Raw genomic sequence first — 24,528 nt, forward strand, 5'->3', positions numbered from 1 at the left:
CCCCTCGGCATCGATCGCCTAGGGGCACCAGAAGAGGAAGCAGGTCCGCGGCCGTGTGGGGCGTGGTGCGGGTGTCGGGGGCGACCCCGCGTTCGTGGGTGACGGCTTTGGCTGGGGCGGTTCCTTGGCAGCAGGTCGGGTGGCGACGGGCGGTGCCGTGGTCGCGGATGCGGGAACCGCGGAGTGGGAGACGGCGACGTCCGATGCCGATGACGAAGGCTTCGCGGCGTGCGACGGGCCAGTCGGCTCTGCCGCGGTCCGGCCTGGTGCTGGCTGCGCGGTGGCGGACGCGTCGACGGGCGTGGGTGACGCCTGCGACTCCGTATGCCCTCCGAGTGTCGGACCAGTGGGCAGCAGTTCCCCCGACAGGCCTGTCGCGAGGACGCCGACCAGTACGACCCCACCCGCGACGCCGAGGGCCAGCTTGGTCTTGCCGCCCTTGCGGCGTCGTGCCCGGCGCGGGCCCTTGCCGCGGCGGCGCGTCGCCGACGTTTGGTGGGAGGCGTACGCCTCGTCGCCGTCACCGCGACCGGCGGCCGCAGCCGCGTCGAAGCCGGTGGGCGTGCCGGGGTCGAAGTCTCCAGCGGCCAGGCCGGGGACGTCGGGCTCGCCGCCCTGTTCGGGGAAGGGACCTGTCCGGTACGACTCCAGGGGCTCGTACGCCTGCGTCTGCTGGTACTGGTAGGTGTGCGGGGCCTCGAGGCCCCCGTCGTACCCGTGCGTTCCCGTGTGCTCGTAGACCGGCGGCTCGGGCATCGGCGGGACGCCGCTCCGGTAGAGGGGGTGCGGCCGTGACGGGGGGTACCCGGTGGCTACGCCACCGTGGGCATGGCCACACGTCGGGCACACCTCAGCCCTATCGAGATAGCTCCCGCATCCAACGCAGTAGTCCATGCGGATGTCCGTTTCCTCCGGTCGCTGCCCCCGGCCCCCAAGTGGCGGCACCCTACTGGCGCGGCGATGTCCGGCCCACCCCGCCCCCTCGCCAGGCCCGAGCTGTACCGATGCGCCCCTGGTGCGGCACTACGCCCTGCCGACCCCCGGCTTGCCCGGTTGGTCGACAGCGAGAACGCGTCCCTTCGTGGCGCGGCCTGGTCGATTGGAGAGGGGACGCCGACCGGCCTCAGGCACACCTGCGCAGTGGCAGTAATGGCGGCAGACCCATGACCCACCGGCTTCGAGGCGGCGCGCTATGTCGGCAGGAACGAGGACGAGCGGCTGATCTACCGGTTGAAGGCCAACCGGGCAGTGGCCTACATCGCAGGTCCTGGCGTCAGCAGCCGCGATGACAGGTGGTGCAGGTGCAGGTGCCGGTCCAGCAGCTCAGCCGGGTCTGGAGGGCGTCAAGGGGCTGGTACGGCGCCCGACCAGGTCGGGGCGGCAGGCCCCGGACCCGATCCCCGCCGGGGCTATTGCCCGACGGCCCCGCGCGGCAATCGGCAGCGCGTCACCAACGCATGCAATGCGGGGCGAACCAACCTAGTCTCCGGGCCGCGACACCCTGCCCACGGTGGCGGCCAGGGTGCGCAGGACGCCCGTGCCGGCGAGCACTACCGAGGAGATCGGTCGTCCCACCCATCGCGCCAGATCGTCTTGGAGGTCGGGATCCACCTCGAGGGTCACCCGGATGTATCTGCTCTGAAGCGTGGTGACCTTGGTGGGCCGGGGGGCGGAGGCGTCCTGCCCGCGCTGCAATGCCGCGCGGTAGTTGTCTTTGCGCTGGCTCATGTCTCATCCTGACGCTTGATCAGTTCCTCCGCGAAGTCCATGTACGCCGAGCCCTTGGCCTGGACCGGGTTCCCGAATGACTGGGCGTACAGGTCGAGCCGCGCGATCTGGGTGGCCAGCACCTCGAAACCCCGCTCGGTGAGTGCCTCGCGAGCGTCGGCATCGGGCCCGGTGCGCGTGGCATCGGGACGGTTGGTGCGATTGAGCAGGACCGCCGAGCGGGCCGGCTCGGCTCGCAGGGACTGCACGTCCGCCATCTCGCCACGGATGGGTGCCATCCGGTCCAGTTCGATGGGGGCGGGGGTCACGGGCACGATCCACTCGCCGGCGTACCTCATGATGCTGCGGGCGATGCGGGGATGGTCCTCCAGCTGGGGCGCATCGAGCACGACGGCCTGCCGGTTGCCGAGGAAGTCGTTCACGCGACGGTGGACGTCCCCCACCGGCAGGGCGATCACCGGAAACGGAAAGCCGCTGGCCAGCTCGCTCCAGCGCAGCGCGGAAGCGGCCGGATCACCGTCGACCAGCAGGGGCGACATACCCCACTCATGAAGCGCGTGGGCCAGCCACACAGCACTCGTCGTCTTTCCGACGCCGGGCTTGAGATTCACAAACGCACAGCTCAAGGGCACGAGAAGTGACATTAACGGGCGCGATCGCCCAATTTCGGTCGGCACGAGGGCGTGGCCTCGTGGTTCACCCGCAAGCAGTGAGAAATGTCGGATACCCGGTTGTGGTCGCGGCCGGCCACCGTGTGCACCACCGGTTGCTCTTTCAAGTCTGAAGGGCGACGCCACGCCCCCTTGGACGTGCGCCCGCTAGCCCAGGAAGCTCAACCGAACCTGGCGGTTGACGTTATCGATATTGGTGTCCACCAGGACGACGGACTGCCACGTGCCCAGTTCCAGTGTTCCGCCGATCACCGGGAGGGTCGCGTGGGGCGGAACGATGGCGGGGAGGACATGGTCCCGGCCGTGCCCCGGGGAGCCGTGTCGATGCCGCCAGCGGTCGTCGGCCGGGAGGAGGTCGTGGAGCGCCGCGAGAAGGTCCTCGTCGCTGCCGGCGCCGGTCTCGATGACGGCCAGGCCCGCCGTTGCGTGGGGGGTGAAGACGTTGAGGAGCCCGTCCCGGCCATGGGCTGCCTTGCGGAGAAACGATGCGCAGGCGTCGGTCAGGTCGTGGACGGTCTCGCTGGAGCCGGTGGTCACGTGGATGGTCTGGGTGGTGAAGCTGTTGGCCATGGGGCCATCTTCACGCCTGGGGCCCCTCCCCGTGGACAGGGGGAGGAGGAGGGGGAGGGGGTGTCGGGTCCGTGCCCTGCTGCTCACCCGGAACGACGGCATGGACGGCATGGATGGCACGGACGGCATGGACGGTATGGACGGCACGGGCGGCACGGATGTCGCTGGTCTGGACCGGATGTCGCTCCCGGAGGGCTTCGGCCAGTTCGTGTGCCGTGTGGGCCGGGGCCGTGCCGTCCGCCGGTTCCGCCAGGACCCTGTCGATCAGGTCGGCGAGCGGGGCCGGCAGGTCGGGGGTGCGGTCGAGGAGGGGGACGGGCGGCTCGCGGAGGACGGTGGCGAGGGGGTCCGTCCCCGGAAGGAAGGTGCGCGGGGGCTCGCCGGTGAGCATCCAGTAGAGGCATGCCGTCGTCGCCCACAGGTCCACCTCTGGGCCCGCGTACTTGAAGTCGATCACCTGGCTGCGGGGCATGAACGCGATGCTGCCGCCCATCGCCCCGGTGCGGGTGTGCCCGGAGAGTCCTGCGGTGTCGAGCGCCTTGGCGAGGCCGAAGTCGGCGATCTTCACGGTGGGTGGGGAGGCATGGGGGGCGATGGGGCCGGACGGGCCGTCAGAGGTGAGCAGGAGGTTCCTGGGGGTGATGTCGCGGTGGACCAGGCCCGTCGCCGTCACGGTGCGGCCGTCGGCGCGCAGGGCCGGGAGCGTTGCGGCGTGGGCGTGGGCGAGGCCGTCGAGGGTCTGCAGGGTGAGGTTCACGGCCCGGTCCGCGGGCAGCCGGCCGCCGCTGCGGGCCACCAGGTCGGCGATGCTGCCGCCGGTGCAGTACTCGCTGGTGAAGAAGGGTGACCGGCCGCCCGTGCGGTGGGTGGCCGTGCCCTGCTCGCGGAAGCGGACGATGTTGCGGTGGTGCAGCGCGCCCAGGCAGCCGAGCTCCCGGAGGAAGCCCTGGTGCGCGCCCTCGTCCAGGTCGTCGTGGGTGAGCAGTGTCTTGAGCGCGACCAGGTCGCCGCTGGCCTCGTGGCGGGCCAGATGGACGACGCCGTGGCCGCCCCGGCCCAGCTCGTGCAGCAGCCGGTGGCCGGGGTAGCGGGCCCGCTCCCGTTCCGGGGCCGCGGGAAGGGCGACCCGAAGGCGGGTGTCGCCTATCCGGATGTCGTCGCCGTCCGCCAGCTCCCGGACGGGTGGATCGCCCACGAGCCGCCGCCCGTTGACGTAGGTGCCGTTGCGGCTGCCGAGGTCGCGCAGCCGCACCTGGGGCGGGGCGATGTCGAGCAGCAGATGCCGGCGGGAGACCCGGCGGTCGGCCGCGTCGATCCTGATGTCGCAGTCGGCGCCGCGGCCCACCAGGCAGGCGGCCGGCTCCGTGAAGACATGAACGTCCGGGGCGTCGGCGTCGGCGCGGGCGTCCGGGGGCGCGTACACGGCGACGGTCACCGGGGCGGGCGCCGGTCCCGCCGAGGCCGACGGGGTCTCAGTCGACAAGGGCGACATACAGCGGACTGCCCAGCAACACCCCGCGGCCGCCGTCGAGTTCGGGGTACGGGCTCGGGCCCGAGATCAGCCGTTTCGCCAGGAACTCCACCGTCTGGGCCGGGCCGCGCAGCGCCGCGCACGCCTGCCGGACGGTGGCCAGCGCGGCCTCCTCCCCGCCTGCCTCCCCGAGGGGCCCGTTCGCGTCGCCGTCGCCCTCGGCGGCGAGCCCGGCCAGGACGGCCGGCAGCACCGACCCCGCCAAGGCCACGCTCTGCTCCGCGGCGCCCGCCCCTCCCGCGCCCACGACATGGACGCCGGAGCCGCCGAGTCCGACCGTCGTCCGCTCGGTGCGGCCGGTGAAGAAGACGCCGGAGTGGCCGCTCCCGGACTCCCCGGACGGCAGGTGCCCCCACTGCATGGCGAGGTGGCCCCGGAAGAACGCGCCGGGCTCGTCGACCGTGCCCACATCGCCGAAGTCGTCCAGATGGCGCACCACATGGTCGAGCCGCTCGAACCTGCGCACCGGCGCCCGCTCGACCGTGCGCCGGGCGCTGAACGGCGGCAGCTGGACACCCCACTCCGTGGAGCTCTTGCGGTCGAACCCGGGGTCGAGCTGCGCGAGGAGCATGTCGACCTTGGTGTCACTGACGTAGAGGTAGTAACGGAACGCCACGTGTCCCCCTTCCCTCGCTCAGCGTACCCGTGGCCCCAGGAGGCGGGTGGGGTACGGGAGTTGTGCCGGTCGCCGCTCAGCGCGGGCAGCAGGGGGTCCGGAGGGTCGGGCCGCCGGGTGCGGTGGCCGCCACCGGAAGTAATGAATATGTAAAGCGCCTGGTATGGTCGGAAAATTCACCGAGTGACCTGGCTGAAGGATTCTGCATGACCACGCCCGTCTCTCCCGGCGGCACCGCGTCCGGGGAATCGCCGACGCCGGACCGCGACCCGTGGGCCCCGCCGTCCACTGAGGGTGCCGCGAACCCGGCGCCGTACCCGCCCCCGGTCTGGGCCCCGCAGCCCAGCAACGGCATGAGCATCACCGGCCTGGTACTCGGTCTCGTCGGCGTCGTCCTCGGCCTGCTCATCTTCCTGTTCTGGCTGTCCTGGCTGCCGGCCCTGCTGGCCGTGATCTTCGGCGGCATCGGGCTGAGCCAGGTACGCAACGGCCGGGCCACCAACAGGGCCATGGCGCTCAGCGGCGTCATCCTGGGCATCGCCGGTCTGCTGCTGGCCGCGGGCAGTGCGGTGTTCACCGTGGTGATGGTCAAGGGCGCGGTCGACGACGCCCGCGCGAAGGCCAGGCAGATCACCGACGATGCCCGTGCGAGGAACAAGGCGGCCAAGGAGTCGGCGGCCGCCGCCGAGAAGGCCCGGCATCTGACGTTCGGCAAGGCGTACACCTTCGGCAACGGTCTGAAGGTCACGGTCGCCAAGCCGGAGCCGTTCACCCCGGACGCGTTCGCCCACGGCCACGCCAAGGGCAACAAGGCCGTCCAGGTCACGGTCACCGTGGTCAACACCGGCAGCAAGCGGGTCTCCGTCGAGACCGGGCTGCCCAGCGTCAACGACGCCGACGGCGCGTCGACGGAGCTGGTGATCGACGGCAGCGGGCGGCAGAAGGTCATCACCGGCTATGTCCTGCCCGGCAGGAAAGCCGTGGGCAAGTACGCCTTCTCCCTGCCGCCCGATGCCGCCGACCGGATCGAGGTCGAGTTCAGCCCGGACGCGATGCGTTGGGACGACGCGTACTGGAGCGGTCCCAACTCCTGACGCAGCAGGTCACCCCGGCCGAGCGGCGACGCGGGCCTACTGTGTGGTGCCGGCCCGCCGGGCGTAGGCGCGTACGTCGGCGTCCGGGTCGTCGGTGACCGTCGCCAGAGCCTCGCCGGCGACGGGGTCCGCGTCCGTGTGCGCGAGGAGGGCGAGCACGGCCGCCCTGCGGACATCGGCGTGCGGATCGGCGAGGGCCTGCCGCAGGGCCGCCACGGCGCGGTGCGGGGCGGCGGCGGACAGCGCGGTGGCGGCCGCCTTGCGGACCTGCCAGAGCGGGTCGGTGAGGCGGTCGGCGGCGATCTCGTCGTAGGGGGGCGGGCACCCGGCCGGGGCGAGGGCGGTCAGGGCGGCGGCCCGTACGAGCGGGTCGGGGTCGGTCAATAGCGGTGCGAGTGCCGCAGCGCCGCCGACCGAGCCGAGGGCCTCGGCGATCGCCACCCGCACCTCGCGGGCCGGATCGCCGATGCCGTGCTCCAGGGCGTCCACCGCGCCGGCCGAGGTGAGCGCCCGGACGGCCTGCAGCCGCACCGCCGTGTCGGGGTCGGCCAGCGCCGGCTCGTAACTCCCGGCCCCGCCCAGCCGCAGCACCCGCAGCACTTCCAGCGCGGCCGCGCGGGCCCGCGGGTCGGGCAGGGCCAGGGCGGACAGCAGCGCGTCCCGCAGGGCGTCGTCAGGGGGAAGCACCTCCACCAGCTCGCGCAGGGAGGCGGCGGCAAAGGCCCGTACGGAGCCGTCGTCGTCGGCGAGGAGTCCGGCCAGTACGGGTCCGGCGCCCGGCGGTGCGCTCTCGGTGAGCGCGGCGACGGCGGCGCGGCGGACCGCGGGGTCGGGGTCGGTGAGGTAGGGCCGCAGCGCGTCGAGCCCGGGGTGCTCCTCGGCGAGGGCCAGGACGTGGAGGAGCCGGGGCGAGGGGGCCGGGCCGGCCGCCGCGGGTGTGGCGGCCGCGTCGTGCGCGCCGGCCGGCCGGTCCGGCGTGGCCGCGGACGGGACCGCTTCGCCGCTGCCCGCCGTGGCCACCTTCTCGGGTGTCACCTCCCCGATCCGCCGCGACGGGCCGCCGTGCGGCTCGAACCCCTCGACCGGCACCAGGTACGGCGCCACCGGCCGGGCGGTGAACTCCATCGTTCCCGAGGGCGACTTGCGCAGGTCGAGATGGTGCAGCCAGCGGGTGTCGTCCCGGTGCGGGTGGTCGGTGCGCTCGTGGTAGAGGCCCCAGCGGGACTCGGTGCGGGCGAGGGAGGAACGGGCGGCCATCTCCGCGCAGTCGCGGATGAAGCTCACCTCGGCGCACCGCATCAGCTCGTGCGGGGTACGGGCGCCCATGCCCGCGATCTCCTGTTCCATCCGGGCGAAGGCGCCGAGCGCGAGGGAGAGCCGGGCACCGCTCTTGGGCGGTGCGACATAGTCGTTGACGAAGCGCCGCAGCTTGTACTCGACCTGCGGCTGCGGCGGGCCGTCGGGGTGCCGCAGCGGGCGGTAGATCAGCTCGTGCGCGTCGGCCAACTGGTCCGGCGGGAGTTCGCCGGTGTAGCGCTCCAGGCTGGCGGCGTCGGCGCCCGCCAGGTCGCCGAAGACGAACGCCCCGATCATGTAGTTGTGCGGTACGCAGGCCAGATCGCCCGCCGCGTACAGCCCCGGCACGGTCGTCCGGGCCCGGTCGTCGACGCGGACGCCGGAGGCCGAGTGGCCGCCGCACAGGCCGATCTCGGAGATGTGCATCTCCACGTCGTGGGTGCGGTAGTCGTGCCCGCGGCCCGCGTGGAACGTGCCGCGGGTGGGGCGTTCCGTGGTGTGCAGGATCGACTCCAGCGCGGAGACGGTCTCCTCGGGCAGATGACTGACCTTCAGGTAGACCGGCCCGCGGGGGGAGGCGGTCTCCGCCGCGAACTCGGCCATCATCTGGCCCGACCAGTAGTCGGAGTCGACGAACCGCTCACCGTGCCGGTTGACCTGGTAGCCGCCGAAGGGGTTGGCGACGTAGGCGCAGGCCGGGCCGTTGTAGTCCTTGATGAGCGGGTTGATCTGGAAGCATTCGATGCCGGTGAGTTCGGCGCCCGCGTGGTAGGCCATGGCGTAGCCGTCGCCCGCGTTGGTGGGGTTCTCGTAGGTGCCGTAGAGGTACCCGGAGGCGGGCAGGCCGAGGCGGCCGCAGGCGCCGGTCGCGAGGATCACGGCCCCGGCCCGTACGGTGACGAAACGGCCGGTGCGGGTGTGGAAGCCGGCCGCGCCGACCGCCCGTCCACCGGAGGTGAGCACCCGGACCGGCATCACCCGGTTCTCGATCCGGATGCGTTCGCGCATCTCGCGCCGCCGCAGCTGCCGGTACAGCACCTTCTTGACGTCCTTGCCCTCCGGCATGGGCAGGACGTACGAGCCGGAGCGGTGGACCTGGCGGACCGCGTACGCGCCGTGCTCGTCCTTCTCGAACTTCACGCCGTACGACTCCAGCCGCCGCACCATGTCATGGCCCCGGGTCGCGGTCTGCCGGACGGTGGACTGGTCGACGATGCCGTCGTTGGCGCGGGTGATCTCGGCGACGTAGTCGTCGGGTTCGGCGCGGCCGGGGATGACCGCGTTGTTGACGCCGTCCATGCCCATCGCGAGCGCGCCCGAGTGCCGTACGTGCGCCTTCTCCAGCAGCAGTACGTCGGCGCCGCGCTCCGCCGCGGTGAGCGCGGCCATCGTCCCGGCGGTGCCGCCGCCGATCACCAGTACGTCGCAGTCGAACTCCTCGGCGTCGCGCGGGGAGGGGATGTCCATGAACACTCCAGGGTTGTCAGCCGCCGAGGGAGGCGAGGATCTCGCGGCGCAGCGCCACGGTGGCGGGGTCGTCGTGTGCCGCGCGCTTCCGTGGGTGCGGGATGTCGTAGAGCTGTGGTCCGCTGTCGTCGCCGCTGAGCAGCGCGACCCGGTCGCCCAGGAAGAGGGCCTCGTCCACGTCGTGGGTGACGAAGACGACGGTGGCGCGGGTGGCGGTCAGCGCGTCCACCAGCAACTGCTGCATCCCGGCCCGGGTCTGCGCGTCCAGCGCGCCGAACGGCTCGTCCATCAGCACCGCCCGGGGCGCCCCGGCCAGCGCCCGGGCGAGCTGGGCACGCTGCCGCTGGCCGCCGGAGACCCGGTGCGGCAGCGCCTCACCCAGGCTCGCCAGCCCCACCCGCGCCAGCCACAGACCGGCTCTCACCCGGCGCTCGGCGCGGGGTACGCCCCTTACGGCCAGGGGGAGTTCGACATTGCGGCGGAGGCTGCGCCAGGGCAGCAGGGCGTCGTCCTGGAAGACCAGCGCCCGGTCGCCGGACGGGCCGTCCAGCGGCACGCCGTCCTGGGCGACCTCGCCCGCCAGTGGCGGCAGCAGCCCGGCCAGGGTGCGCAGCAGGGTCGACTTGCCGCAGCCGGACGGGCCGACGACGGTGAGCAGTTCACCGGGGGAGACGCCCAACGAGACGTTCCGCAGCACGACCGCGCCCGGCCGGCCGAGGGTGGCGCCGGCCAGTCCCAGCCGTACGCCGGCCGGGGGTGCCTGGGTGTCCGGCGTCACCGCCGGGCCGCTGGTACTCGTACTTCCGCTCACCCTCACGCGCGCTCCCGTTCGATGCGTGGCAGCCAGCCGGTCAGCCGCCGGCCGAGGAGTTCGACAGCGGCCGAGGTGAGCCACCCCAGCAGTCCGATGGTGGCCATGCCGACCAGCACGCCGGGATAGTCGACGACGGTGTAGTCCTGCCAGGTGCGGTAGCCGACGCCGTACTCGCCGGAGATCATCTCGGCCGCGATCACACAGATCCACGCGACCCCGATCCCGACCGACAGCCCGCCGAAGACCCCCGGCAGCGCACCGGGCAGCACCACGGACCCCAGCACCCGCCACCGCCCGCCGCCCATGGTGAGCACGGCCTCCTCCCACACCGGGGTGAGCGCCCGTACCGCGTGCCGGGTGCTGACGACGACCGGGAAGAAGGCGGCGGCGAAGGTGATCGCCACGATGCCCTCCTCGTTGCTGGGGAAGAGCAGAATCGCCACCGGCACCAGCGCGATCGCCGGAATGGGCCGGACCACCTCCAGCAGCGGCCGCAGTACGTCGGAGGCCGTACGGGAACGGGCGAGCGCGACCCCCACCGCGATCCCGGCCACGGCGGCCAGCGCGAAGCCGGAGAGGATGCGGACCGTGCTGTCCGCCAGGTCCTGCCAGTACGCCCCTTCGGCCAGCCGGGAGCGGAACTTCCCGGCCACTTCCACGACGGTGGGGAACTGCGCGAAGCGCAGCCACAGCGTGACGTCCATGGAGGTCAGCAGCTGCCACAGCCCGAGCGCCGCGAGCAGTGAACCGGCCTGCAGCAGCCGTGACTTGAGGGCCCCGGGCACCCGGAGCCGGGGTGCGGAGGCACTCATCGCGCACGCTCCGCTTCCGCCCGCGCGGCCGCCTTCAGCGCCGCGGCGTAGCCGACGATGCGTGCCCCCGGGTGGTCGTGCAGCCAGTCGCGGGCGGTGGCCGGGGCCACGAAGGGGAGCAGTGCGTCACCGTCGCGCACCCACACGGCGCGGTCCGCGAACCAGCGGGTGCCGGTGACCGCGTCGGGCACATACGCCGCCCGCACCCGTCCCTCATGGGAGGCGACGAAGCGCAGCGCGGCGGCCGCGTCGGGGAAGGAGCGGGTGCGGTCCTCGCCCTTCAGCCACACCTCGCCGGTCCGCACCGGTCCGGCGGTCTTCTTCAGCTGGGCGCCGTACGCGGCGCCGTAGGCCTTGCGCAGCGGGCCGTCGTCGACGAAGGAGCGGACGTCCACCGGCCCGGTCAGCCCGGCCTTGCGCAGCAGCTCGGCGTCCTTCCGCAGCGCTGCGACGAGCTGCGGCTTGAGCGTCGGGTCGAAGGTGGCGGTGCCGTGCGGGCCGTTGTAGAGGTGCACGACCTCCGGGGGCAGACCGGTCGCGGCGGCCACCTTCCGCGAGGCGTCCAGCGGATGCGCGGCGAGGTAACGTCCGGCCTCGGCCTGCGCCTTGAGGAAGGCCCCCAGCACCTCGGGGCGCTCCGTGCCGAACGCCTGGCGCACCACGACGCCGTGGAAGGTCGGCACCCCCAGCTGCCCGCCGTCGTACAGGGCCTTCGCCTTTCCCTGGAAGGCCAGCAGCCCCGGCCAGGCCACGAACTGCGACAGCGCGTCCACGGTCTGGCCCTCCAGCGCGGAGGCGCCCACCGCGGGCTGCTGGTTGAGCTTGCGCACGCCGTCCTCGGGGTCGATGCCCGCCCGGCCCAGGGCCTGTACGAGGGTCCCGTCGCCGGCCGAGCCCACGCTCGCCGAGACCTTCTTCCCCTTCAGGTCCGCCACCGAGTCCAGGCGCGCATCACGCCGCACGACGATGGTGTTGAGCCCGCCCCGCAGGTTGTAGCCGGTGACCGAGACCAGCCTGGTCGGGGCGCCCAGCTGCTTCCCGCGAGCCGCGTTGATCAGCAGCGGGAAGTCCCCCATCGAGCCGATGTCCACCTTCCCGGCGGTCATCTGCGCGGTGATGGGCGCGCCGGTGGCGTAGTCCTGCCACCTCACCTCGTAGGTCCGCCCCTCCCGCTTGCCGAGCGCACGCAGCTCGCGTTCGAAGTAGCCGAGGGAGCGCAGCAGGGTCCCGGCGGTGGTGGTGTTGATGGTCTTGGACTGGTAGCCGATGGTGACGGTGGTGCGGGTGCCGTCGCTGCCCTCGGCGCTGCCGGCGCAGCCCGACAGTGCCAGGGGGAGCAGCAGCGCGGCGGTGGCGGCCGGGACGGTCGTACGGGTCGTGCGTGAGCGCATGGCGAGGGGACCTCTCAGCGGAGCAGATAGGGCATGTTGACCGTGACCGCACCGGTGGGACAGCGCGCGGCGCACGGCCCGCAGTACCAGCACTCGTCGACGTGCATATACGCCTTGTTGCTGCCGGGATCGATGGCGAGCGAGTCGAGCGGGCACATGTCGACGCAGAGCGTGCAGCCGTCGATGCACTTGGACTCGTCGATGGTCACGGGCACATCGGCCCGCTGCGGCACCAGTGCCATGGGGTACTCCTCGGGACGGGACGGATCGGGCGGATCAGGCGGAGCGGTGCAGCAGCCCGCGCATGGTGAGGCGGTCGCCGCGGAAGCGGATGAACTCGAGGTCGACGGGGCGGCCGTCGGCCAGATGCGTCAGCCGCTCCAGCATCAGCACCGCAGCGCCGCGCGGTGCCTGCAGTACGGCCGCGGAGTGGGCGTCGGCGTTGACCGCCTCCAGGGTGATCTCGGCGGTGCCGAGCCGCTGCCCGGTGAGCTCCTCCAGCAGCCGGAAGATGTCGGTGTTCTCCAGGTCGGCGCCGAGCAGCCGCATGCCGACGTCCAGGGGGAGGTACGTCAGGTCCAGCGACAGCGGCAGCCCGTCGAGCCGCCGCAGCCGCTCCACGTACAGCACCTCGCTGCCGTCCGGCACCCGCAGCCGCTGCGCCACACAGCCGGGCGCGACGACCGGCCCGACGGTGCGGACCTCGTTGCTGACCCTGCCGTGTCCGTGCAGCGTCTCGGCCAGGCCCTGCAGCCGGTCGAGGCCGTGCGGGTACTTCTGTGCGACCACCACCGTGCCCACCCCCGGCACCCGCTCCACCAGCCCTTCGGCGCGCAGCAGGTCGAGCGCCTGGCGGACGGTGTTGCGGCTGGTCCGGTAGTCGGCGCACAGGGCCGACTCGTGCGGCAGCGCGCCGTTGGGGAACGCACCGCCGAGCACCTGGTGGCGCAGCAGGTCGGCGAGCTGCCGCGCCTGGTCCGCGCGCAGCCGCCGGCGCCGTGCGGCGGCCGCGGTCGGGCTCGTCAGTTCGGCACCGGGCACTTCACGGAGGCGTGGGGCGGGAGGCATGGCAGGGACCATAACGGCGCTCGCCGGCCAGGTGTGTTGCTGGAGTATTGCGCCATCTCATGACGGCACGGCGGGGCTGTGACCTGCGTGGACGGGTGTCGCTGGGGGAGATCCGCCACCCCGGGGCACGGCGGGGAGGGACGGCGCCGCCCTCGTCGGACGGGGAGACCGGCCGGGGCGGCGCCGTGCCGGTCGGGTCAGCGCGCCGCCGGGAAGTGGCACGCCGCCCGGTGCGCCCCGTCCGGCACCGTGCTGCGCAGTGCGGGTCGCTCCGTGCCGCAGATCGCCTGGGCCCTGGGGCAGCGCGGACGGAAGGCGCAGCCGGGCGTCGGAGCAGCCGGGCGGCGGCCGAGGTATCCCCGGCCAGGGCGGGGCCGCGGGTCCGGGGAGGGGTCGCCGGGCAGGGTGATGCGTTCGCGGGCCCGTTCTGCGGCCGGGTCGGGCAGCGGTACGGCCGACAGCAGCGCATGCGTGTACGGGTGGGCCGGGGCGGCATAGACCTGTTCCCTGGGTCCGGTCTCGACGATCCGGCCCAGGTACATCACGGCGACCCGGTCGCAGACCCGCTTCACGACGGACAGGTCGTGGGAGATGAACAGGTAGGCCAGGCCCAGTTCGCGCTGCAGCCGCTCCATCAGGTTGACGATCTGGGCCTGGACCGAGACGTCGAGGGCGGAGACCGGTTCGTCGGCGACGACCAGCCGGGGGCCGGTGGCCAGGGCGCGGGCGATGCCGATGCGCTGGGCCTGGCCGCCGGAGAACTCGTGCGGATAGCGGTCGAGGTGCTCGGGGATGAGCCCGACCAGCTCCATCAGCTCGGCCGCCCGCTCCCGGGCGTGGGCCGCCGGACTTCCCTGCACGAGCAGGGGTTCGGAGATGATCCGGGCCACCGTCTGCCGGGGGTCGAGGGAGGAGTGCGGGTCCTGGAAGACCATCTGGAGTTCTTTGCGGAGCGGTTTGAGTGCGCGCTGGGAGAGGTGGCCGATCTCGCGTCCGTCGTAGGTGAGGGAGCCCGCGGTGGGTTCCAGCAGCCGGACGATCATGCGGCCGGTGGTGGACTTGCCGCAGCCGGACTCGCCGACCAGGCCCAGCGTCTCGCCGGCGGCCACCTGGAAGGTGATGCCGTCGACGGCCCTGACCGGCGCGGATCGCCGTCTTCCGGGGAACGTCATCGTCAGGTCCCGTACCGACAGCAGGGGCGGGGTGGCGGTGGAGGTCATGGGGTCAGGCCTTCGTGTGGGGGAACGCGGGGAAGTGGCAGGCGGCCGGGTGCCCGGCCGGGCCGTCGAGGACGGGGGGTTCCGTCTCGCAGCGGGCGTGCTCGTGGGTGGTGGCGCCGGCGAGCAGCGGGCAGCGGGGTGCGAAGGCGCAGCCGGGGGCCGGTGTGAGCAGGGACGGCGGGCTGCCGGGGATCGCCCGCAGCGGTGCGTCGTCGTCGAGGCGGGGCAGGGAGTCGAGCAGGCCGCGGGTGTAGGGGTGGGCCGGAGCGGCGAACAGGTCGTCCACATCGGCCCGTTCGACGGCCCGGCCGCCGTACATCACCAGGACCTCGTGGGCGACCCGGGCGACCACGCCCAGGTCGTGCGTGATCAGGACGACGGCCAGTCCCCGCTCCTGCTGGAGCCGCGCGAGGAGTTCCAGGATCTGCGCCTGGACGGTGACGTCCAGGGCGGTGGTCGGCTCGTCCGCGATGAGCAGCTCGGGTTCGCAGACCAGGGCCATCGCGATCATCACGCGCTGGCGCATACCGCCGGAGAACTGGTGCGGGTAGTCCCGGGCCCGCCGCCGCGGCTCGGGGATGCCGACCTCGGCCAGCGCCTCCACGGCGCGTTCCCGGGCGGCCCTTCGGCGGCTGCCGCAGTGCACCCGGTGGTGCTCGGCGATCTGTTCGCCCACGGTGTAGTACGGGTGGAGGCTGGAGAGCGGGTCCTGGAAGATCATCGCCATCCGGCTGCCGCGCAGCCGGTTCCGTTCGCGCTCCGGCAGGCCGGTCAGCTCCCGCCCGCCGAGGGTGATCGAGCCGGTGACCGCGGCGCCGGTGTGCAGCCCCATCACTGCCAGGGAGGTGACGGACTTGCCGGAGCCGGACTCGCCGACGATGCCGAGGGTCCGGCCGCCCCGCACCTCGAAGTCCAGGCCGTCCACGGCCCGTACCGGGCCGCGCGGAGTGCGGAAGGTGACCGTCAGGTCCCGTACGCGGAGTACCGGTTCCACAGCGCTCATCAGTACCTCACCCGGGGGTCGACGACGGCGTACAGCAGGTCGACGGCCAGGTTGGCGACGACGATGAAGGTGGCGGCCAGCAGTGTGACGCCGAGGATGACCGGCTGGTCGCCGGTGGTCAGGGCGCCGTAGAAGAGCCGTCCGATGCCGGGGATCCCGAACAGGGACTCGGTGATCACCGCGCCCGCGAGCAGCCCGCCCAGGTCCATCCCGAAGAGGGTGACCAGGGGCGTCATACCGGCCCGCAATCCGTGTTTGAGCACGACCGTCCGGCGCGGCAGCCCCTTGGCGCGGGCGGTGCGGATGTACGGCTCCGCCATCGTCTCGATCATCGAACTGCGGCTCTGGCGCGCGTACATGGCCGCGTACAGGATGGCCAGGGCCAGCCACGGCAGCAGCAGGTTCGAGGCCCAGTGCAGCGGGTCGGCGGTGAACTCCACGTACTTCGGGTAGGGGAGGAGCCCGGTCGTCCGGATCAGTCCGTAGATGAGCATCACCGAGGTGAAGTAGACGGGCAGGGAGGCGGCGGCGACCGCGCCGATCATCAGGGCGCGGTCGGTGAGGGTGTCCTTGCGGAGGGCGGCGGTGACTCCCGCGGTCAGGCCGAGGAGCAGCCAGATCGCCGAGGCGCCCAGGGCGAGCGAGGCGGAGACCGGCAGCCGGTCCATCAGCAGGTCCCACACGGGCTGGCTGTTCTCGTACGAGTAGCCCAGGCAGGGCACGTCGCAGTCGAGGGCGTACTGCCCGCTGCCCATGGTGCGGCCGGTGACGATGCCGGTGGTGAAGTCCGCGAACTGCCGCCACAGCGGCTGGTCCAGGCCCATGTGGGCGCGGATCGCGGCCAGGCGGTCGGCGCTGCACGACTTGCCGCAGGCCGCGGCGGCCGGGTCCGAGGGCAGTACGTAGAAGATGGTGAAGGTGACGGCGGCGATGGCGATCAGGACGCCGAGGACGCCGAGGAGGCGGCGGCCCAGGTAGAGGGTCATATGCGGCTTCCTCTCGGGTCGAGGACGTCGCGCAGCGCGTCGCCGAGCAGGGTGAAGGCGAGCACGGTGAGGAACAGACACATGCTCGGGACGACGAAGTACATGGGGTCGGTGTCGTAGAAGGCGACGCTCTCGGCGATCATCTGCCCCCAGGAGGGGGTCGGCGGGCGGACGCCGACACCCAGGTAGCTCAGGGCCGCCTCGGTGGCGATCATCCCGGGGATGATCAGGGTGGTGTACGCGATGACGGGTCCGGCGACGCCCGGGAGGACGGACCGGCCGATGATCCGCCAGGGGCCCGATCCGGCGACCCGCGCGGCGTCCACGTACTCGCGGTGCTTCAGCGAGAGGGTCTGGCCGCGCACGACGCGGGCGATGCCCGGCCAGCCGAACAGGCCGATCACGGCGGTCATCAGGAGGACCCGGTTGACGTCCCGGGCCACCGACATCATCGCGATCATGAAGATGAGCGAGGGGAAGGACATGGTGAGGTCCATCAGGCGGGAGAGCACGGCGTCGGTGCGGCCGCCGAAGTAGCCGGCCGCGATACCGGCGGCGGTGCCGGCGAGGACGACGACGGCGGTGGCGGCGAACGCGATGAACAGGGAGACCCGGGCGCCGTGCACGACGCGGGCGAACAGATCGCGTCCGGTGACCGGCTCGACGCCGAGCCAGTGCTCGGCCGAGACGCCGCCGAGCGGGCCGATGGGCTGACCGCCCAGGTAGGGGTCGACGGCGGACTTGTCGAAGGCATCGGGCGACCAGCCGCCCAGGGCGCTGAGCAGCGGGGCGGCCAGGGCCATGACCGCGAAGAGGGCGATCACGACGAGGGAGGTCCGCACGGCGGCGCGGCGGCGCAGCTCGGAGCGGGCGAGCTGCCAGGGGGTGCGGCCGGCGGGAGCGGAGGCGGAGGCGGCGGACATGGTGTGACGTGGCATCAGTTCTCGCTCCTGGCCGGGTCCTTGAGGCCGACCGTGGCGTAGTCGACCTGACCCCCGAAGGAGGTGTGGCCGAAGGCGCCCGCGATGTTGTCGCCGAGCAGCAGCGGCATCCGCTCGATCACCGCGGGTGCCGCGGGGGACTTGGCGAGGATCTGCCCGTCCAGCTCGCGCCATGCCCGGTTCGCCCGCCGGGCGTCGGCCATGGCGGCGATCTCGTCCATCCGCCGCATCGTCGCCCCGTCGCGGAAGAGCGAGTGGTTGCCGGAGTTGCCCTTCTCCTTGATGTAGCGGCCGTCGAAGACGAAGGGCAGGAAGGTGGAGCCGGAGGGGTAGTCCGGGCACCAGCCGGTGTAGACCAGGTCGGTGCGGTGCTCGGTGTCGCCGATGGTGTCGTAGAAGGCGGACGCGTCCACCGTCTCGATGGTGACCTTGATGCCGGCCCGGCCGAGGGACTGCTGGACCGCCTCGGCGACGCCCTTGTCGCCGTTGGAGACGGTGAGGCCGGTGGAGAATCCGTTCGGCTTGCCCGCCTCCTTCAGCAGTCGCTTCGCCGTCGCCACGTCTCCGGTCGCCGGGATCTTGAGGGTGTCGGGCTGCTTGCCGCCGAAGAGCGGGCCCGGCATATAGGCGGTGGCCACGTCGTTGAACGCGGGGCCGCCGGAAGCGGTCAGGACGGCCTCGCGGTCCAGGGCGTAGAGCACGGCCCGGCGCACCTTGACGTTGTCGAACGGCGCACGCCCGGTGTGCATCTGCACCATCTCGGTGCAGTTCTGGGACTCGGCGAGCAGCCGCTTGCGGACGTCTGCCCTGGGGAGCACCTTGGGGGCGCTCTCGGGGCGCAGCTTGCCCCAGGAGACCGCGGAGGCGTCGGGGCCCCGGCCGGCGATGAGCCGGTCGTCGATCTGGTTGGCCTTGAGCCCCATCACCACGACCACCTTGTCCGGATACGCCTTGCGCACGCCGTCCGTGCCCGGGTCCCAGTGGGGGTTGCGGACCAGTACGAGCTGCTTGTCGCGGTCGTAGGACTCGACCTTGTACGGCCCCGACGAGAACGGCCGGTTGTCGTAGCGGGGGCCGTTGTCCTTCGCCTTCGGCACCGGGGCGAAGGTGGGCAGGACCGTCGCGGAGCGGAACTCCGCGAAGGGCTTGCGCAGTTCGAAGACGAGGGTGCGGTCGTCGGGGGTCTTGATGGAGTCGAGGTGCTCGCCGTGGGCCGGGCCCTGGTAGCCCTCGGCGCCGGCGAGGTAGCGGGCCGCGTAGTCGGGGCCGCCGGGCAGGTCGGGGGAGAAGGACCGCTCGACGTTGTACTTGATGTCCCGGGCGGTGAGGGGTGAGCCGTCCTCGTACTTCAGGCCCTTCTTGAGCTTGAAGGTCCATCTTCTGGCGCCGTCGGAGGGGACGCCGAGGTCCTCGGCGAGGTCGGGGACCAGCTCGCCGCCCTTCGCGCCCGGTTGGGCCCGGTAGGTGACGAGGGTGCGGTAGAGCAGCCGGGTGGCGAAGTCCATGTCGCTCACCACCCAGTTACGGGCCGGGTCGAGGTGGGTGAAGTCCTGGTTGGACAGGACGGTGAGGGTGCCGCCCTTGTGCGGCGTACCGCCGACCACCCGGCCGTTGTTGGCCGTTGCGAGGTTCTTGCGGCCCCGGGTGTCGCCCGTTTTCTGGCCTCCGGTGCAGCCGGCCGTGCCGAGGGTGAGGGCCGCCACCACCAGTGCGGAGGAGAGGGCGGTACAGGTGCGCTTGTCCATGAGCGGTCACTCCGGGAAGCAGTCGGACAGCCAGAGCGGCTGGAATGTGACCGGTAACATAGTAATGTGAAATTGCACTGACAAGGCGTCGGTTACTTCGTTACCCACCCGTGCCCGAGGGGGCTGCCATGGATGACCCCACAACCATCCCGATCCGTACGGCAAGTCACGACCTGCCGGTCTCGCCCGAGCTCGCCGCGTTCCTGTCCGGCCAATGGGCCGCGGCACCGCTGCCCGACGGCATCCGCCTCCCGGCCGCGGAGCTGACCCCCGCCCGGCGTGCCCGTCTCTCCGCCCGCTTCCCGGGCGAGCGGCTGATCGTCCCGGCCGGCGAGCTCAAGGTCCGCTCCAACGACTGCGACTACCGCTTCCGGCCGCACAGTGCCTATGTGTGGCTGACCGGGCTGACGGGCGAGGAGCAGGCGGGTCACGTACTCGTCCTGGAGCCGGACGGGCCGCGCGGGCACGAGGCGGTGCTGTACCTCCGTCCCCGCTCGCCGCGCGACGGCGGCGACGAGTTCTACCGCGACCGCAGGTACGGGGAGTTCTGGGTCGGACGCCGCCCCGACCTCGCCGAGGCCGAGCGGATGACCGGCGTCCGGTGCGTGCACCTGGATGCGTACGGCACGCTGCCGCCGGGCCGCCACGCCGCGACCGACCCCGAACTCGCCGCGGCACTCAGTGAGTTGAGGCTGACCAAGGACGCCTGGGAGGTGGCGCAGCTGCAACTGGCCGTCCATCACACCGTGTCGGGCTTCGAGGACGTGGTGCGGGCGCTGCCGCAGGCACTCGCCCATCCCCGGGGCGAGCGCTGGATCGAGGGGATCTTCGGGCTGCGCGCCCGCGCCGAGGGCAACGGCACCGGCTACGAGACGATCGCCGCCTCCGGCGCCCATGCCTGTGTGCTCCACTGGATCCGCAACGACGGCCCCCTGGACCCCGGCCATCTGCTGCTGCTCGACGCGGGGGTGGAGACCGACACGCTCTACACCGCGGACATCACCCGCACGCTGCCGCTCTCCGGCCGCTTCTCGTCCGTCCAGCGCCAGGTGTACTCCCTCGTCCTCGCGGCGCAGGAGGCGGGCATCGCCGCGCTGAAGCCCGGCGCCCGCTTCCGCGACTTCCATCAGGCGTGCATGCGGGTGATCGCCGAAGGGCTCGCCGACTGGGGCGTGTTGCCGCACGCGAAGGGCGATCTGCACCGCCGCTACACCTTGTGCAGCAGCGGGCACATGCTCGGCCTGGACGTCCACGACTGCGCGCGGGCGCGCGCGGAGGCGTATCTCGACGGGGTGCTGGAGGAGGGCCAGGTGCTCACGGTCGAGCCCGGTCTCTACCTCCAGCCGGACGACGAGACGCTCCCCGCCGAACTGCGCGGCATCGGCGTACGCATCGAGGACGACCTGCTCGTCACGGCGGACGGTGCACGGCTGCTGTCGGGCGCACTGCCGCGCACGCCGGACGCGATCGAGGCGTGGATGGGGGAACTGGCCGGCGACTGACCTGAGGGGGGAGCGGCAATGTGCGGCACAGACTCTTGGCACGGGCAGTGCAATGTGAAATATTACTGACGTGCTCACAGGGAAATCCGTGGACGTCATCGTGGTCGGCGCCGGTGTGATCGGCGCGGCCTGTGCCTACTACTCCGCCCGGTCCGGCCTCCGCGTCGCCGTGGTCGACCGCGGCCCCGTGGCCGGCGGCACGACCGGAGCCGGCGAGGGCAACCTCCTGGTCTCCGACAAGGAGCCCGGACCCGAGCTCGAACTCGCCCTGCTGTCCACACAGTTGTGGCGGGAGCTGGCCGAAGAGCTCCCGCCGGGGATCGAGTACGAGCCCAAGGGCGGACTGGTCGTCGCCTCCGGCGAGGCCGCGACGGCGGCGCTGCGCGACTTCGCGGCGGGGCAGCGGAAGGCCGGTGTCACGGCCGACGAGGTCCCCGCCGACCGCCTGCACGACCTGGAGCCCCACCTCGCCCCCGGCCTGGCGGGCGGCGTCCACTACCCCCAGGACGCGCAGGTCATGCCGGCGCTCGCCGCGGCGCACCTGCTGCGCGCGGGCGGCGACCGGATCCGGCTGCGCCTCGGCGAGGAGGTCACCGGCCTGCTCACCGGGGCCGGCGGCGCGGTCCGGGGGGTGCGGACGTCGGCCGGGGAACTGCACGCCCCGTATGTCGTGAACGCCGCCGGTACCTGGGGCGCCGAGCTCGCCCGCCGTGCGGGGGTGGCCCTTCCGGTACGGCCGCGCCGGGGCTTCGTCCTGGTCACCGAGCCGCTGCCGCGCGTGGTGCGCCGCAAGGTGTACGCGGCCGACTATGTGGCCGACGTGGCCAGCGGCTCCGCCGCGCTGCAGAGTTCGGCGGTCGTCGAGGGCACCCCGGCGGGACCGGTCCTGATCGGTGCGAGCCGGGAGCGGGTCGGCTTCGACCGCACACTGTCCGTCGAGGTGCTGCGGCGGCTGGCGGCCCAGGCCACCGCGCTCTTCCCGGTCCTCGCCCAGGTCCGCGTGCTGCGCACCTACGTCGGCTTCCGCCCGTATCTGCCGGACCACCTGCCCGCCGTCGGCCCCGACCCGCGGGTCCCCGGTCTGCTGCACGCCTGCGGTCACGAGGGCGCGGGGATCGGGCTCGCCCCCGCCACCGGGCTGATCGTCGCCCGGTCGCTGACCGGCGGCGAACCGCCGCTCGACACCACCCCGTTCAGACCGGAACGCTTCGCCCCGGCCGCCTGAGCCCCCCGTCCGACCGCCCGCCCTGAGAGGAGGGCCCATGGCCCGTACCCCCGCCGACCTGGTCGGCGCCCAGCCCGGTCCGCCGTTCCGGATCACGTTCGACGGCCGCCCGGTGACCGCCCTGCCCGGCCAGTCCGTCGCCGCCGCGCTGTGGGCCGCCGGAATCCTGGCCTGGCGCACCACACGGAACGGCGGGCGCCCGCGGGGCGCGTTCTGCGGCATCGGGCAGTGCTACGACTGCCTGGCCACCATCAACGGAGCGCCCAACCGGCGGGCCTGCCTGGTCCCGGCCGGGCCGGGGGACGCCGTCACCACACAGGAAGGACACGGACGTGCCGGACTCGGCGTCTGAACCGTACGATCTCGCGGTCATCGGGGCGGGCCCCGCCGGTCTCGCCGGCGCCGTCACGGCCGCCGAACTCGGCCTGTCCGTCACCCTGTTGGATACCTCCGCGGACACCGGCGGGCAGTACTACCGCACCCCGGCGCCGGCCCTGGGCGCCGTCCGTCCCGAGGCGCTGCACCATGACTGGTCCGCCTACGCCGACCTGCGCCGGCGACTGGCGCGCAGCGAGGTCAGCCACCTTGCCGGACACCACGTGTGGAGCGTGACCCAGGACGGCGGGGCCGACGGCGGACCCTGGTCGGTGCACGCCGTCACCGGCGCGGACGGCGACGGGGAGCGCCCCGTGCGCGTACGGGCCCGCGCGGTCCTCCTGGCGACCGGCACGTACGAGCGCCAGCTCCCCTTCCCCGGCTGGACGTTGCCCGGGGTCGTGGGCGCCGGGGGAGCGCAGGCGATGCTGAAGTCCGGCCTCGTACTGCCCGGCCGCCGTGTCGTCGTGGCGGGCAGCGGTCCGCTGCTGCTCGCGGTCGCCGCCTCGCTGGCGGCCGCCGGTGCGAGGGTGCCGGCAGTCGTCGAGGCCTCCGGCTATCTGCGCTACGCCCGCCACCCCCGGGCGCTCGTCGCCAATCCGTACAAGGCGGCCGAGGCGCTGATCCACGGCGCCGGGCTGCTGCGGCACCGGGTACGGGTGCGCCAGCGCAGCGCTGTCACCGCGGTGCACGGCACCGATCGGGTGGAGGCCGTCACCGTCACCCGCCTCGACCGCGACTGGCGCCCCGTACGGGGGACGGGGCGGCGGATCGGCTGCGACGCGCTGGCCGTCGGGCACGGCCTCGTCCCCCAGATCGAACTTGCCACGGCCCTCGGCTGCGCCACCCGCGCGTCGGCCGACGGCACCAGCGCGCTGGCTCTGGACGGCCTGCAGGAGACCTCGGTGCACGGTCTGTGGGCGGCCGGTGAGACCGGGGGCGTCGGCGGTGCCCCACTCGCCCGCCTGGAAGGCGAACTGGCCGGGGTCGCCATCGCCGCCCGGGTGCGGGGGCGCCCCGCCCACCGCGGCCGGGTCCGGGAACTGCAGCGCCGCAGGGACCGGATGCGCGCCTTCGCCGAGGCGATGGCCGCCGCCCACGCGCCCGGCCCCGGATGGTCGCGCTGGCTCACGGACGACACCGATGTGTGCCGCTGCGAGGAGGTCACCGCGGGCCGGGTCCGGGAGGCGGTCGAGGACCTCGGCGCGCGGGACACCCGCACCGTCAAGCTGCTCACCCGGGCCGGTATGGGCTGGTGCCAGGGCCGGATGTGCGGTCCGGCGGTGGCCTGCCTGGCGGCCCGCGGCCAGACCCCCGAACCCCCGCCCGAACGCCGCCCGCTCGCCTCCCCCGTCCCGCTCTCGGCGCTCGCCGCGCTCGACGGACCCGCCGTGACCGACACCGTCACACCCGAGACCCAGGGCCGCACCGAGACCCCACGCACACCCGATACCGCCGGCCCCGGTGCCGACGGCTGACCGTGCGGCCGCTCCCGCGGGGGCGGCCGCACGGCCCGACCACAGCGAAGTGTCACCCACCGTAGAGAGGTATCCACCGGCATGACCCCCACCACCTGGAACAGCGCCCGCCCCTGGCGCGGCATCATGGTCGCCACCGCCCTGCCCCTGCGCGACGATCTCTCCGTCGACCACGACGCCTACGCCGAGCACGTCCGCTGGCTGCTCGACAACGGCTGCGACGGCGTGGTGCCGAACGGCTCGCTCGGCGAGTACCAGACCCTCACCGACCAGGAGCGGGCCCGCGTGGTGCGCACCGCGGTCGAAGTGGCGGGCGGCGCACGGGTCATGCCCGGCGTCTCCGCGTACGGCAGCGCCGAAGCCCGCCGCTGGGCGGAGCAGGCGGCCGAGGAGGGCTGCGGCTCGGTCCTCCTGCTGCCCCCGAACGCCTACCGGGCCGAGGAGCCGGGCGTGCGTGCCCACTACGCCGAGGCCGCCCGGGCCGGGGTGCCCGTGGTCGCGTACAACAACCCCATCGACACCAAGGTCGACCTCACCCCCGGCACGCTGGCCCGGCTGCACCAGGACGGCAGCATCGTCGCCGTGAAGGAGTTCACCGGTGACGTCCGCCGGGCGTACGAGATCGCCGAACTCGTCCCGGAGCTCGACCTGCTGATCGGCGCCGACGACGTGCTGCTGGAACTCGCCGTCGCCGGTGCCGTCGGCTGGATCGCCGGATACCCCAACGCTTTCCCCGCCACCTGCGCCGACCTGTACCACGCCGCCGTCGCCGGCGACCTGGCCACCGCCCTCCCGCTCTACAAGTCCCTGCACTCGCTGCTGCGCTGGGACTCCAAGACGGAGTTCGTCCAGTCCATCAAGCTGTCCATGGACATCGTCGGCCGGCGGGGCGGCCCCACCCGGCCGCCGCGCTCCCGGCTCACCGCGGAGACCGAGTCGGCCGTGCGGGCCGCCACCGAGAAGGCCGTCGCCGACGGCCACCGCTGACCCCGGGG

At 73.1% G+C, this 24,528-nt stretch carries 23 protein-coding genes; 6 read left to right on the plus strand and 17 right to left on the minus strand.

Going from position 1 to position 24,528, the window contains the following annotated elements:
* Window positions 1-18: 18 nt before the first annotated feature.
* From ACWD6P_RS12890 to ACWD6P_RS12915, 6 genes are all read right to left on the minus strand, one after another.
* Window positions 19-756 (minus strand): hypothetical protein, encoded by a 738-nt coding sequence (locus ACWD6P_RS12890; protein WP_451444098.1) that lies wholly within the window; start codon window positions 754-756, stop codon window positions 19-21.
* Between the two features lie 723 nt (window positions 757-1,479).
* Window positions 1,480-1,728, minus strand: coding sequence for a hypothetical protein (locus tag ACWD6P_RS12895; RefSeq protein WP_451444099.1), 249 nt, complete (start codon window positions 1,726-1,728; stop codon window positions 1,480-1,482).
* Window positions 1,725-2,372 carry an AAA family ATPase gene (locus ACWD6P_RS12900; protein WP_451444151.1) on the minus strand — a complete coding sequence of 216 codons (648 nt, stop codon included), beginning with the start codon at window positions 2,370-2,372 and terminating at the stop codon, window positions 1,725-1,727. The genes ACWD6P_RS12895 and ACWD6P_RS12900 overlap by 4 nt, the downstream gene beginning before the upstream one ends.
* A 174-nt stretch (window positions 2,373-2,546) precedes the next feature.
* Window positions 2,547-2,969, minus strand: coding sequence for a YjbQ family protein (locus ACWD6P_RS12905; protein WP_451444100.1), 423 nt, complete (start codon window positions 2,967-2,969; stop codon window positions 2,547-2,549).
* 10 nt (window positions 2,970-2,979) lie between these two features.
* Window positions 2,980-4,452 (minus strand): protein kinase domain-containing protein, encoded by a 1,473-nt coding sequence (locus tag ACWD6P_RS12910; protein WP_451444101.1) that lies wholly within the window; start codon window positions 4,450-4,452, stop codon window positions 2,980-2,982.
* Window positions 4,442-5,116, minus strand: a complete 675-nt coding sequence (locus tag ACWD6P_RS12915) for a DUF7019 family protein (RefSeq protein WP_451444102.1) — start codon at window positions 5,114-5,116, stop codon at window positions 4,442-4,444. The genes ACWD6P_RS12910 and ACWD6P_RS12915 overlap by 11 nt, the downstream gene beginning before the upstream one ends.
* Before the next feature lie 206 nt (window positions 5,117-5,322).
* On the opposite strand from ACWD6P_RS12915, the gene ACWD6P_RS12920 reads away from it, so the two are divergent.
* A complete protein-coding gene (locus ACWD6P_RS12920; RefSeq protein WP_451444103.1) occupies window positions 5,323-6,210 on the plus strand; it encodes a DUF4190 domain-containing protein in 888 nt (295 codons plus the stop codon).
* Between the two features lie 36 nt (window positions 6,211-6,246).
* Here ACWD6P_RS12920 and ACWD6P_RS12925 read toward each other — a convergent pair whose 3' ends face one another.
* The 11 genes from ACWD6P_RS12925 to ACWD6P_RS12975 all read right to left on the minus strand — a co-directional run bounded on the left by ACWD6P_RS12925 (window position 6,247) and on the right by ACWD6P_RS12975 (window position 18,953).
* The gene (locus ACWD6P_RS12925; RefSeq protein WP_451444104.1) at window positions 6,247-8,973 is read right to left on the minus strand and encodes a fumarate reductase/succinate dehydrogenase flavoprotein subunit; all 2,727 of its coding nucleotides are present in this window, start codon (window positions 8,971-8,973) and stop codon (window positions 6,247-6,249) included.
* Window positions 8,974-8,989: 16 nt separating this feature from the next.
* Window positions 8,990-9,784, minus strand: a complete 795-nt coding sequence (locus ACWD6P_RS12930) for an ABC transporter ATP-binding protein (RefSeq protein WP_451444105.1) — start codon at window positions 9,782-9,784, stop codon at window positions 8,990-8,992.
* 2 nt (window positions 9,785-9,786) lie between these two features.
* The gene (locus ACWD6P_RS12935) at window positions 9,787-10,599 is read right to left on the minus strand and encodes an ABC transporter permease (RefSeq protein ID WP_451444106.1); all 813 of its coding nucleotides are present in this window, start codon (window positions 10,597-10,599) and stop codon (window positions 9,787-9,789) included.
* A complete protein-coding gene (locus ACWD6P_RS12940) occupies window positions 10,596-11,990 on the minus strand; it encodes an ABC transporter substrate-binding protein (protein ID WP_451444107.1) in 1,395 nt (464 codons plus the stop codon). The genes ACWD6P_RS12935 and ACWD6P_RS12940 overlap by 4 nt, the downstream gene beginning before the upstream one ends.
* A 14-nt stretch (window positions 11,991-12,004) precedes the next feature.
* Window positions 12,005-12,232 (minus strand): 4Fe-4S dicluster domain-containing protein, encoded by a 228-nt coding sequence (locus tag ACWD6P_RS12945; RefSeq protein ID WP_451444108.1) that lies wholly within the window; start codon window positions 12,230-12,232, stop codon window positions 12,005-12,007.
* A 34-nt stretch (window positions 12,233-12,266) separates the two neighbouring features.
* Complete coding sequence (locus ACWD6P_RS12950; RefSeq protein WP_451444109.1) at window positions 12,267-13,058, minus strand: GntR family transcriptional regulator; 792 nt, start codon at window positions 13,056-13,058, stop codon at window positions 12,267-12,269.
* 197 nt (window positions 13,059-13,255) lie between these two features.
* Window positions 13,256-14,278 carry an ABC transporter ATP-binding protein gene (locus tag ACWD6P_RS12955; protein WP_451444110.1) on the minus strand — a complete coding sequence of 341 codons (1,023 nt, stop codon included), beginning with the start codon at window positions 14,276-14,278 and terminating at the stop codon, window positions 13,256-13,258.
* A gap of 4 nt (window positions 14,279-14,282) precedes the next feature.
* The gene (locus ACWD6P_RS12960) at window positions 14,283-15,281 is read right to left on the minus strand and encodes an ABC transporter ATP-binding protein (RefSeq protein ID WP_451444111.1); all 999 of its coding nucleotides are present in this window, start codon (window positions 15,279-15,281) and stop codon (window positions 14,283-14,285) included.
* Window positions 15,281-16,267: an ABC transporter permease gene (locus ACWD6P_RS12965; RefSeq protein ID WP_451444112.1), complete on the minus strand. Its 987-nt coding sequence runs from the start codon at window positions 16,265-16,267 to the stop codon at window positions 15,281-15,283. Before ACWD6P_RS12965 ends, ACWD6P_RS12960 begins: the two co-directional genes overlap by 1 nt.
* Window positions 16,264-17,205 (minus strand): ABC transporter permease, encoded by a 942-nt coding sequence (locus ACWD6P_RS12970; RefSeq protein WP_451444113.1) that lies wholly within the window; start codon window positions 17,203-17,205, stop codon window positions 16,264-16,266. Before ACWD6P_RS12970 ends, ACWD6P_RS12965 begins: the two co-directional genes overlap by 4 nt.
* Window positions 17,205-18,953, minus strand: coding sequence for an ABC transporter substrate-binding protein (locus ACWD6P_RS12975; protein ID WP_451444114.1), 1,749 nt, complete (start codon window positions 18,951-18,953; stop codon window positions 17,205-17,207). Before ACWD6P_RS12975 ends, ACWD6P_RS12970 begins: the two co-directional genes overlap by 1 nt.
* A 128-nt stretch (window positions 18,954-19,081) precedes the next feature.
* Between ACWD6P_RS12975 and ACWD6P_RS12980 the strand changes: the two genes are divergently transcribed.
* The 5 genes from ACWD6P_RS12980 (at window position 19,082) to ACWD6P_RS13000 (ending at window position 24,520) form a co-directional block, all read left to right on the plus strand.
* On the plus strand, window positions 19,082-20,455 hold the full coding sequence (locus tag ACWD6P_RS12980; RefSeq protein WP_451444115.1) for an aminopeptidase P family protein: 1,374 nt from the start codon (window positions 19,082-19,084) through the stop codon (window positions 20,453-20,455).
* A 70-nt stretch (window positions 20,456-20,525) separates the two neighbouring features.
* Window positions 20,526-21,680, plus strand: a complete 1,155-nt coding sequence (locus ACWD6P_RS12985; RefSeq protein WP_451444116.1) for an NAD(P)/FAD-dependent oxidoreductase — start codon at window positions 20,526-20,528, stop codon at window positions 21,678-21,680.
* Window positions 21,681-21,717: 37 nt separating this feature from the next.
* On the plus strand, window positions 21,718-22,032 hold the full coding sequence (locus ACWD6P_RS12990) for a (2Fe-2S)-binding protein (RefSeq protein ID WP_451444117.1): 315 nt from the start codon (window positions 21,718-21,720) through the stop codon (window positions 22,030-22,032).
* Window positions 22,013-23,533: an FAD-dependent oxidoreductase gene (locus tag ACWD6P_RS12995; RefSeq protein WP_451444118.1), complete on the plus strand. Its 1,521-nt coding sequence runs from the start codon at window positions 22,013-22,015 to the stop codon at window positions 23,531-23,533. The genes ACWD6P_RS12990 and ACWD6P_RS12995 overlap by 20 nt, the downstream gene beginning before the upstream one ends.
* A gap of 81 nt (window positions 23,534-23,614) precedes the next feature.
* Window positions 23,615-24,520 carry a dihydrodipicolinate synthase family protein gene (locus tag ACWD6P_RS13000; RefSeq protein ID WP_451444119.1) on the plus strand — a complete coding sequence of 302 codons (906 nt, stop codon included), beginning with the start codon at window positions 23,615-23,617 and terminating at the stop codon, window positions 24,518-24,520.
* The last annotated feature ends 8 nt before the right edge of the window (window positions 24,521-24,528 follow it).

It is taken from the genome of Streptomyces sp. NPDC002446 (assembly GCF_053595675.1).

Excerpts from the sequence above, each read along its gene's own strand:
- ACWD6P_RS12890 (WP_451444098.1), bottom strand. The coding sequence starts at position 756 with ATGCCCGAGCCGCCGGTCTACGAGCACACGGGAACGCACGGGTACGAC.
- ACWD6P_RS12895 (WP_451444099.1), bottom strand. The coding sequence starts at position 1,728 with ATGAGCCAGCGCAAAGACAACTACCGCGCGGCATTGCAGCGCGGGCAG.
- ACWD6P_RS12900 (WP_451444151.1), bottom strand. The coding sequence starts at position 2,372 with ATGTCACTTCTCGTGCCCTTGAGCTGTGCGTTTGTGAATCTCAAGCCC.
- ACWD6P_RS12905 (WP_451444100.1), bottom strand. The coding sequence starts at position 2,969 with ATGGCCAACAGCTTCACCACCCAGACCATCCACGTGACCACCGGCTCC.
- ACWD6P_RS12920 (WP_451444103.1), top strand. The coding sequence starts at position 5,323 with ATGACCACGCCCGTCTCTCCCGGCGGCACCGCGTCCGGGGAATCGCCG.
- ACWD6P_RS12925 (WP_451444104.1), bottom strand. The coding sequence starts at position 8,973 with ATGGACATCCCCTCCCCGCGCGACGCCGAGGAGTTCGACTGCGACGTA.
- ACWD6P_RS12935 (WP_451444106.1), bottom strand. The coding sequence starts at position 10,599 with ATGAGTGCCTCCGCACCCCGGCTCCGGGTGCCCGGGGCCCTCAAGTCA.
- ACWD6P_RS12940 (WP_451444107.1), bottom strand. The coding sequence starts at position 11,990 with ATGCGCTCACGCACGACCCGTACGACCGTCCCGGCCGCCACCGCCGCG.
- ACWD6P_RS12945 (WP_451444108.1), bottom strand. The coding sequence starts at position 12,232 with ATGGCACTGGTGCCGCAGCGGGCCGATGTGCCCGTGACCATCGACGAG.
- ACWD6P_RS12950 (WP_451444109.1), bottom strand. The coding sequence starts at position 13,058 with ATGCCTCCCGCCCCACGCCTCCGTGAAGTGCCCGGTGCCGAACTGACG.
- ACWD6P_RS12955 (WP_451444110.1), bottom strand. The coding sequence starts at position 14,278 with ATGACCTCCACCGCCACCCCGCCCCTGCTGTCGGTACGGGACCTGACG.
- ACWD6P_RS12960 (WP_451444111.1), bottom strand. The coding sequence starts at position 15,281 with ATGAGCGCTGTGGAACCGGTACTCCGCGTACGGGACCTGACGGTCACC.
- ACWD6P_RS12965 (WP_451444112.1), bottom strand. The coding sequence starts at position 16,267 with ATGACCCTCTACCTGGGCCGCCGCCTCCTCGGCGTCCTCGGCGTCCTG.
- ACWD6P_RS12970 (WP_451444113.1), bottom strand. The coding sequence starts at position 17,205 with ATGCCACGTCACACCATGTCCGCCGCCTCCGCCTCCGCTCCCGCCGGC.
- ACWD6P_RS12975 (WP_451444114.1), bottom strand. The coding sequence starts at position 18,953 with ATGGACAAGCGCACCTGTACCGCCCTCTCCTCCGCACTGGTGGTGGCG.
- ACWD6P_RS12980 (WP_451444115.1), top strand. The coding sequence starts at position 19,082 with ATGGATGACCCCACAACCATCCCGATCCGTACGGCAAGTCACGACCTG.
- ACWD6P_RS12990 (WP_451444117.1), top strand. The coding sequence starts at position 21,718 with ATGGCCCGTACCCCCGCCGACCTGGTCGGCGCCCAGCCCGGTCCGCCG.
- ACWD6P_RS13000 (WP_451444119.1), top strand. The coding sequence starts at position 23,615 with ATGACCCCCACCACCTGGAACAGCGCCCGCCCCTGGCGCGGCATCATG.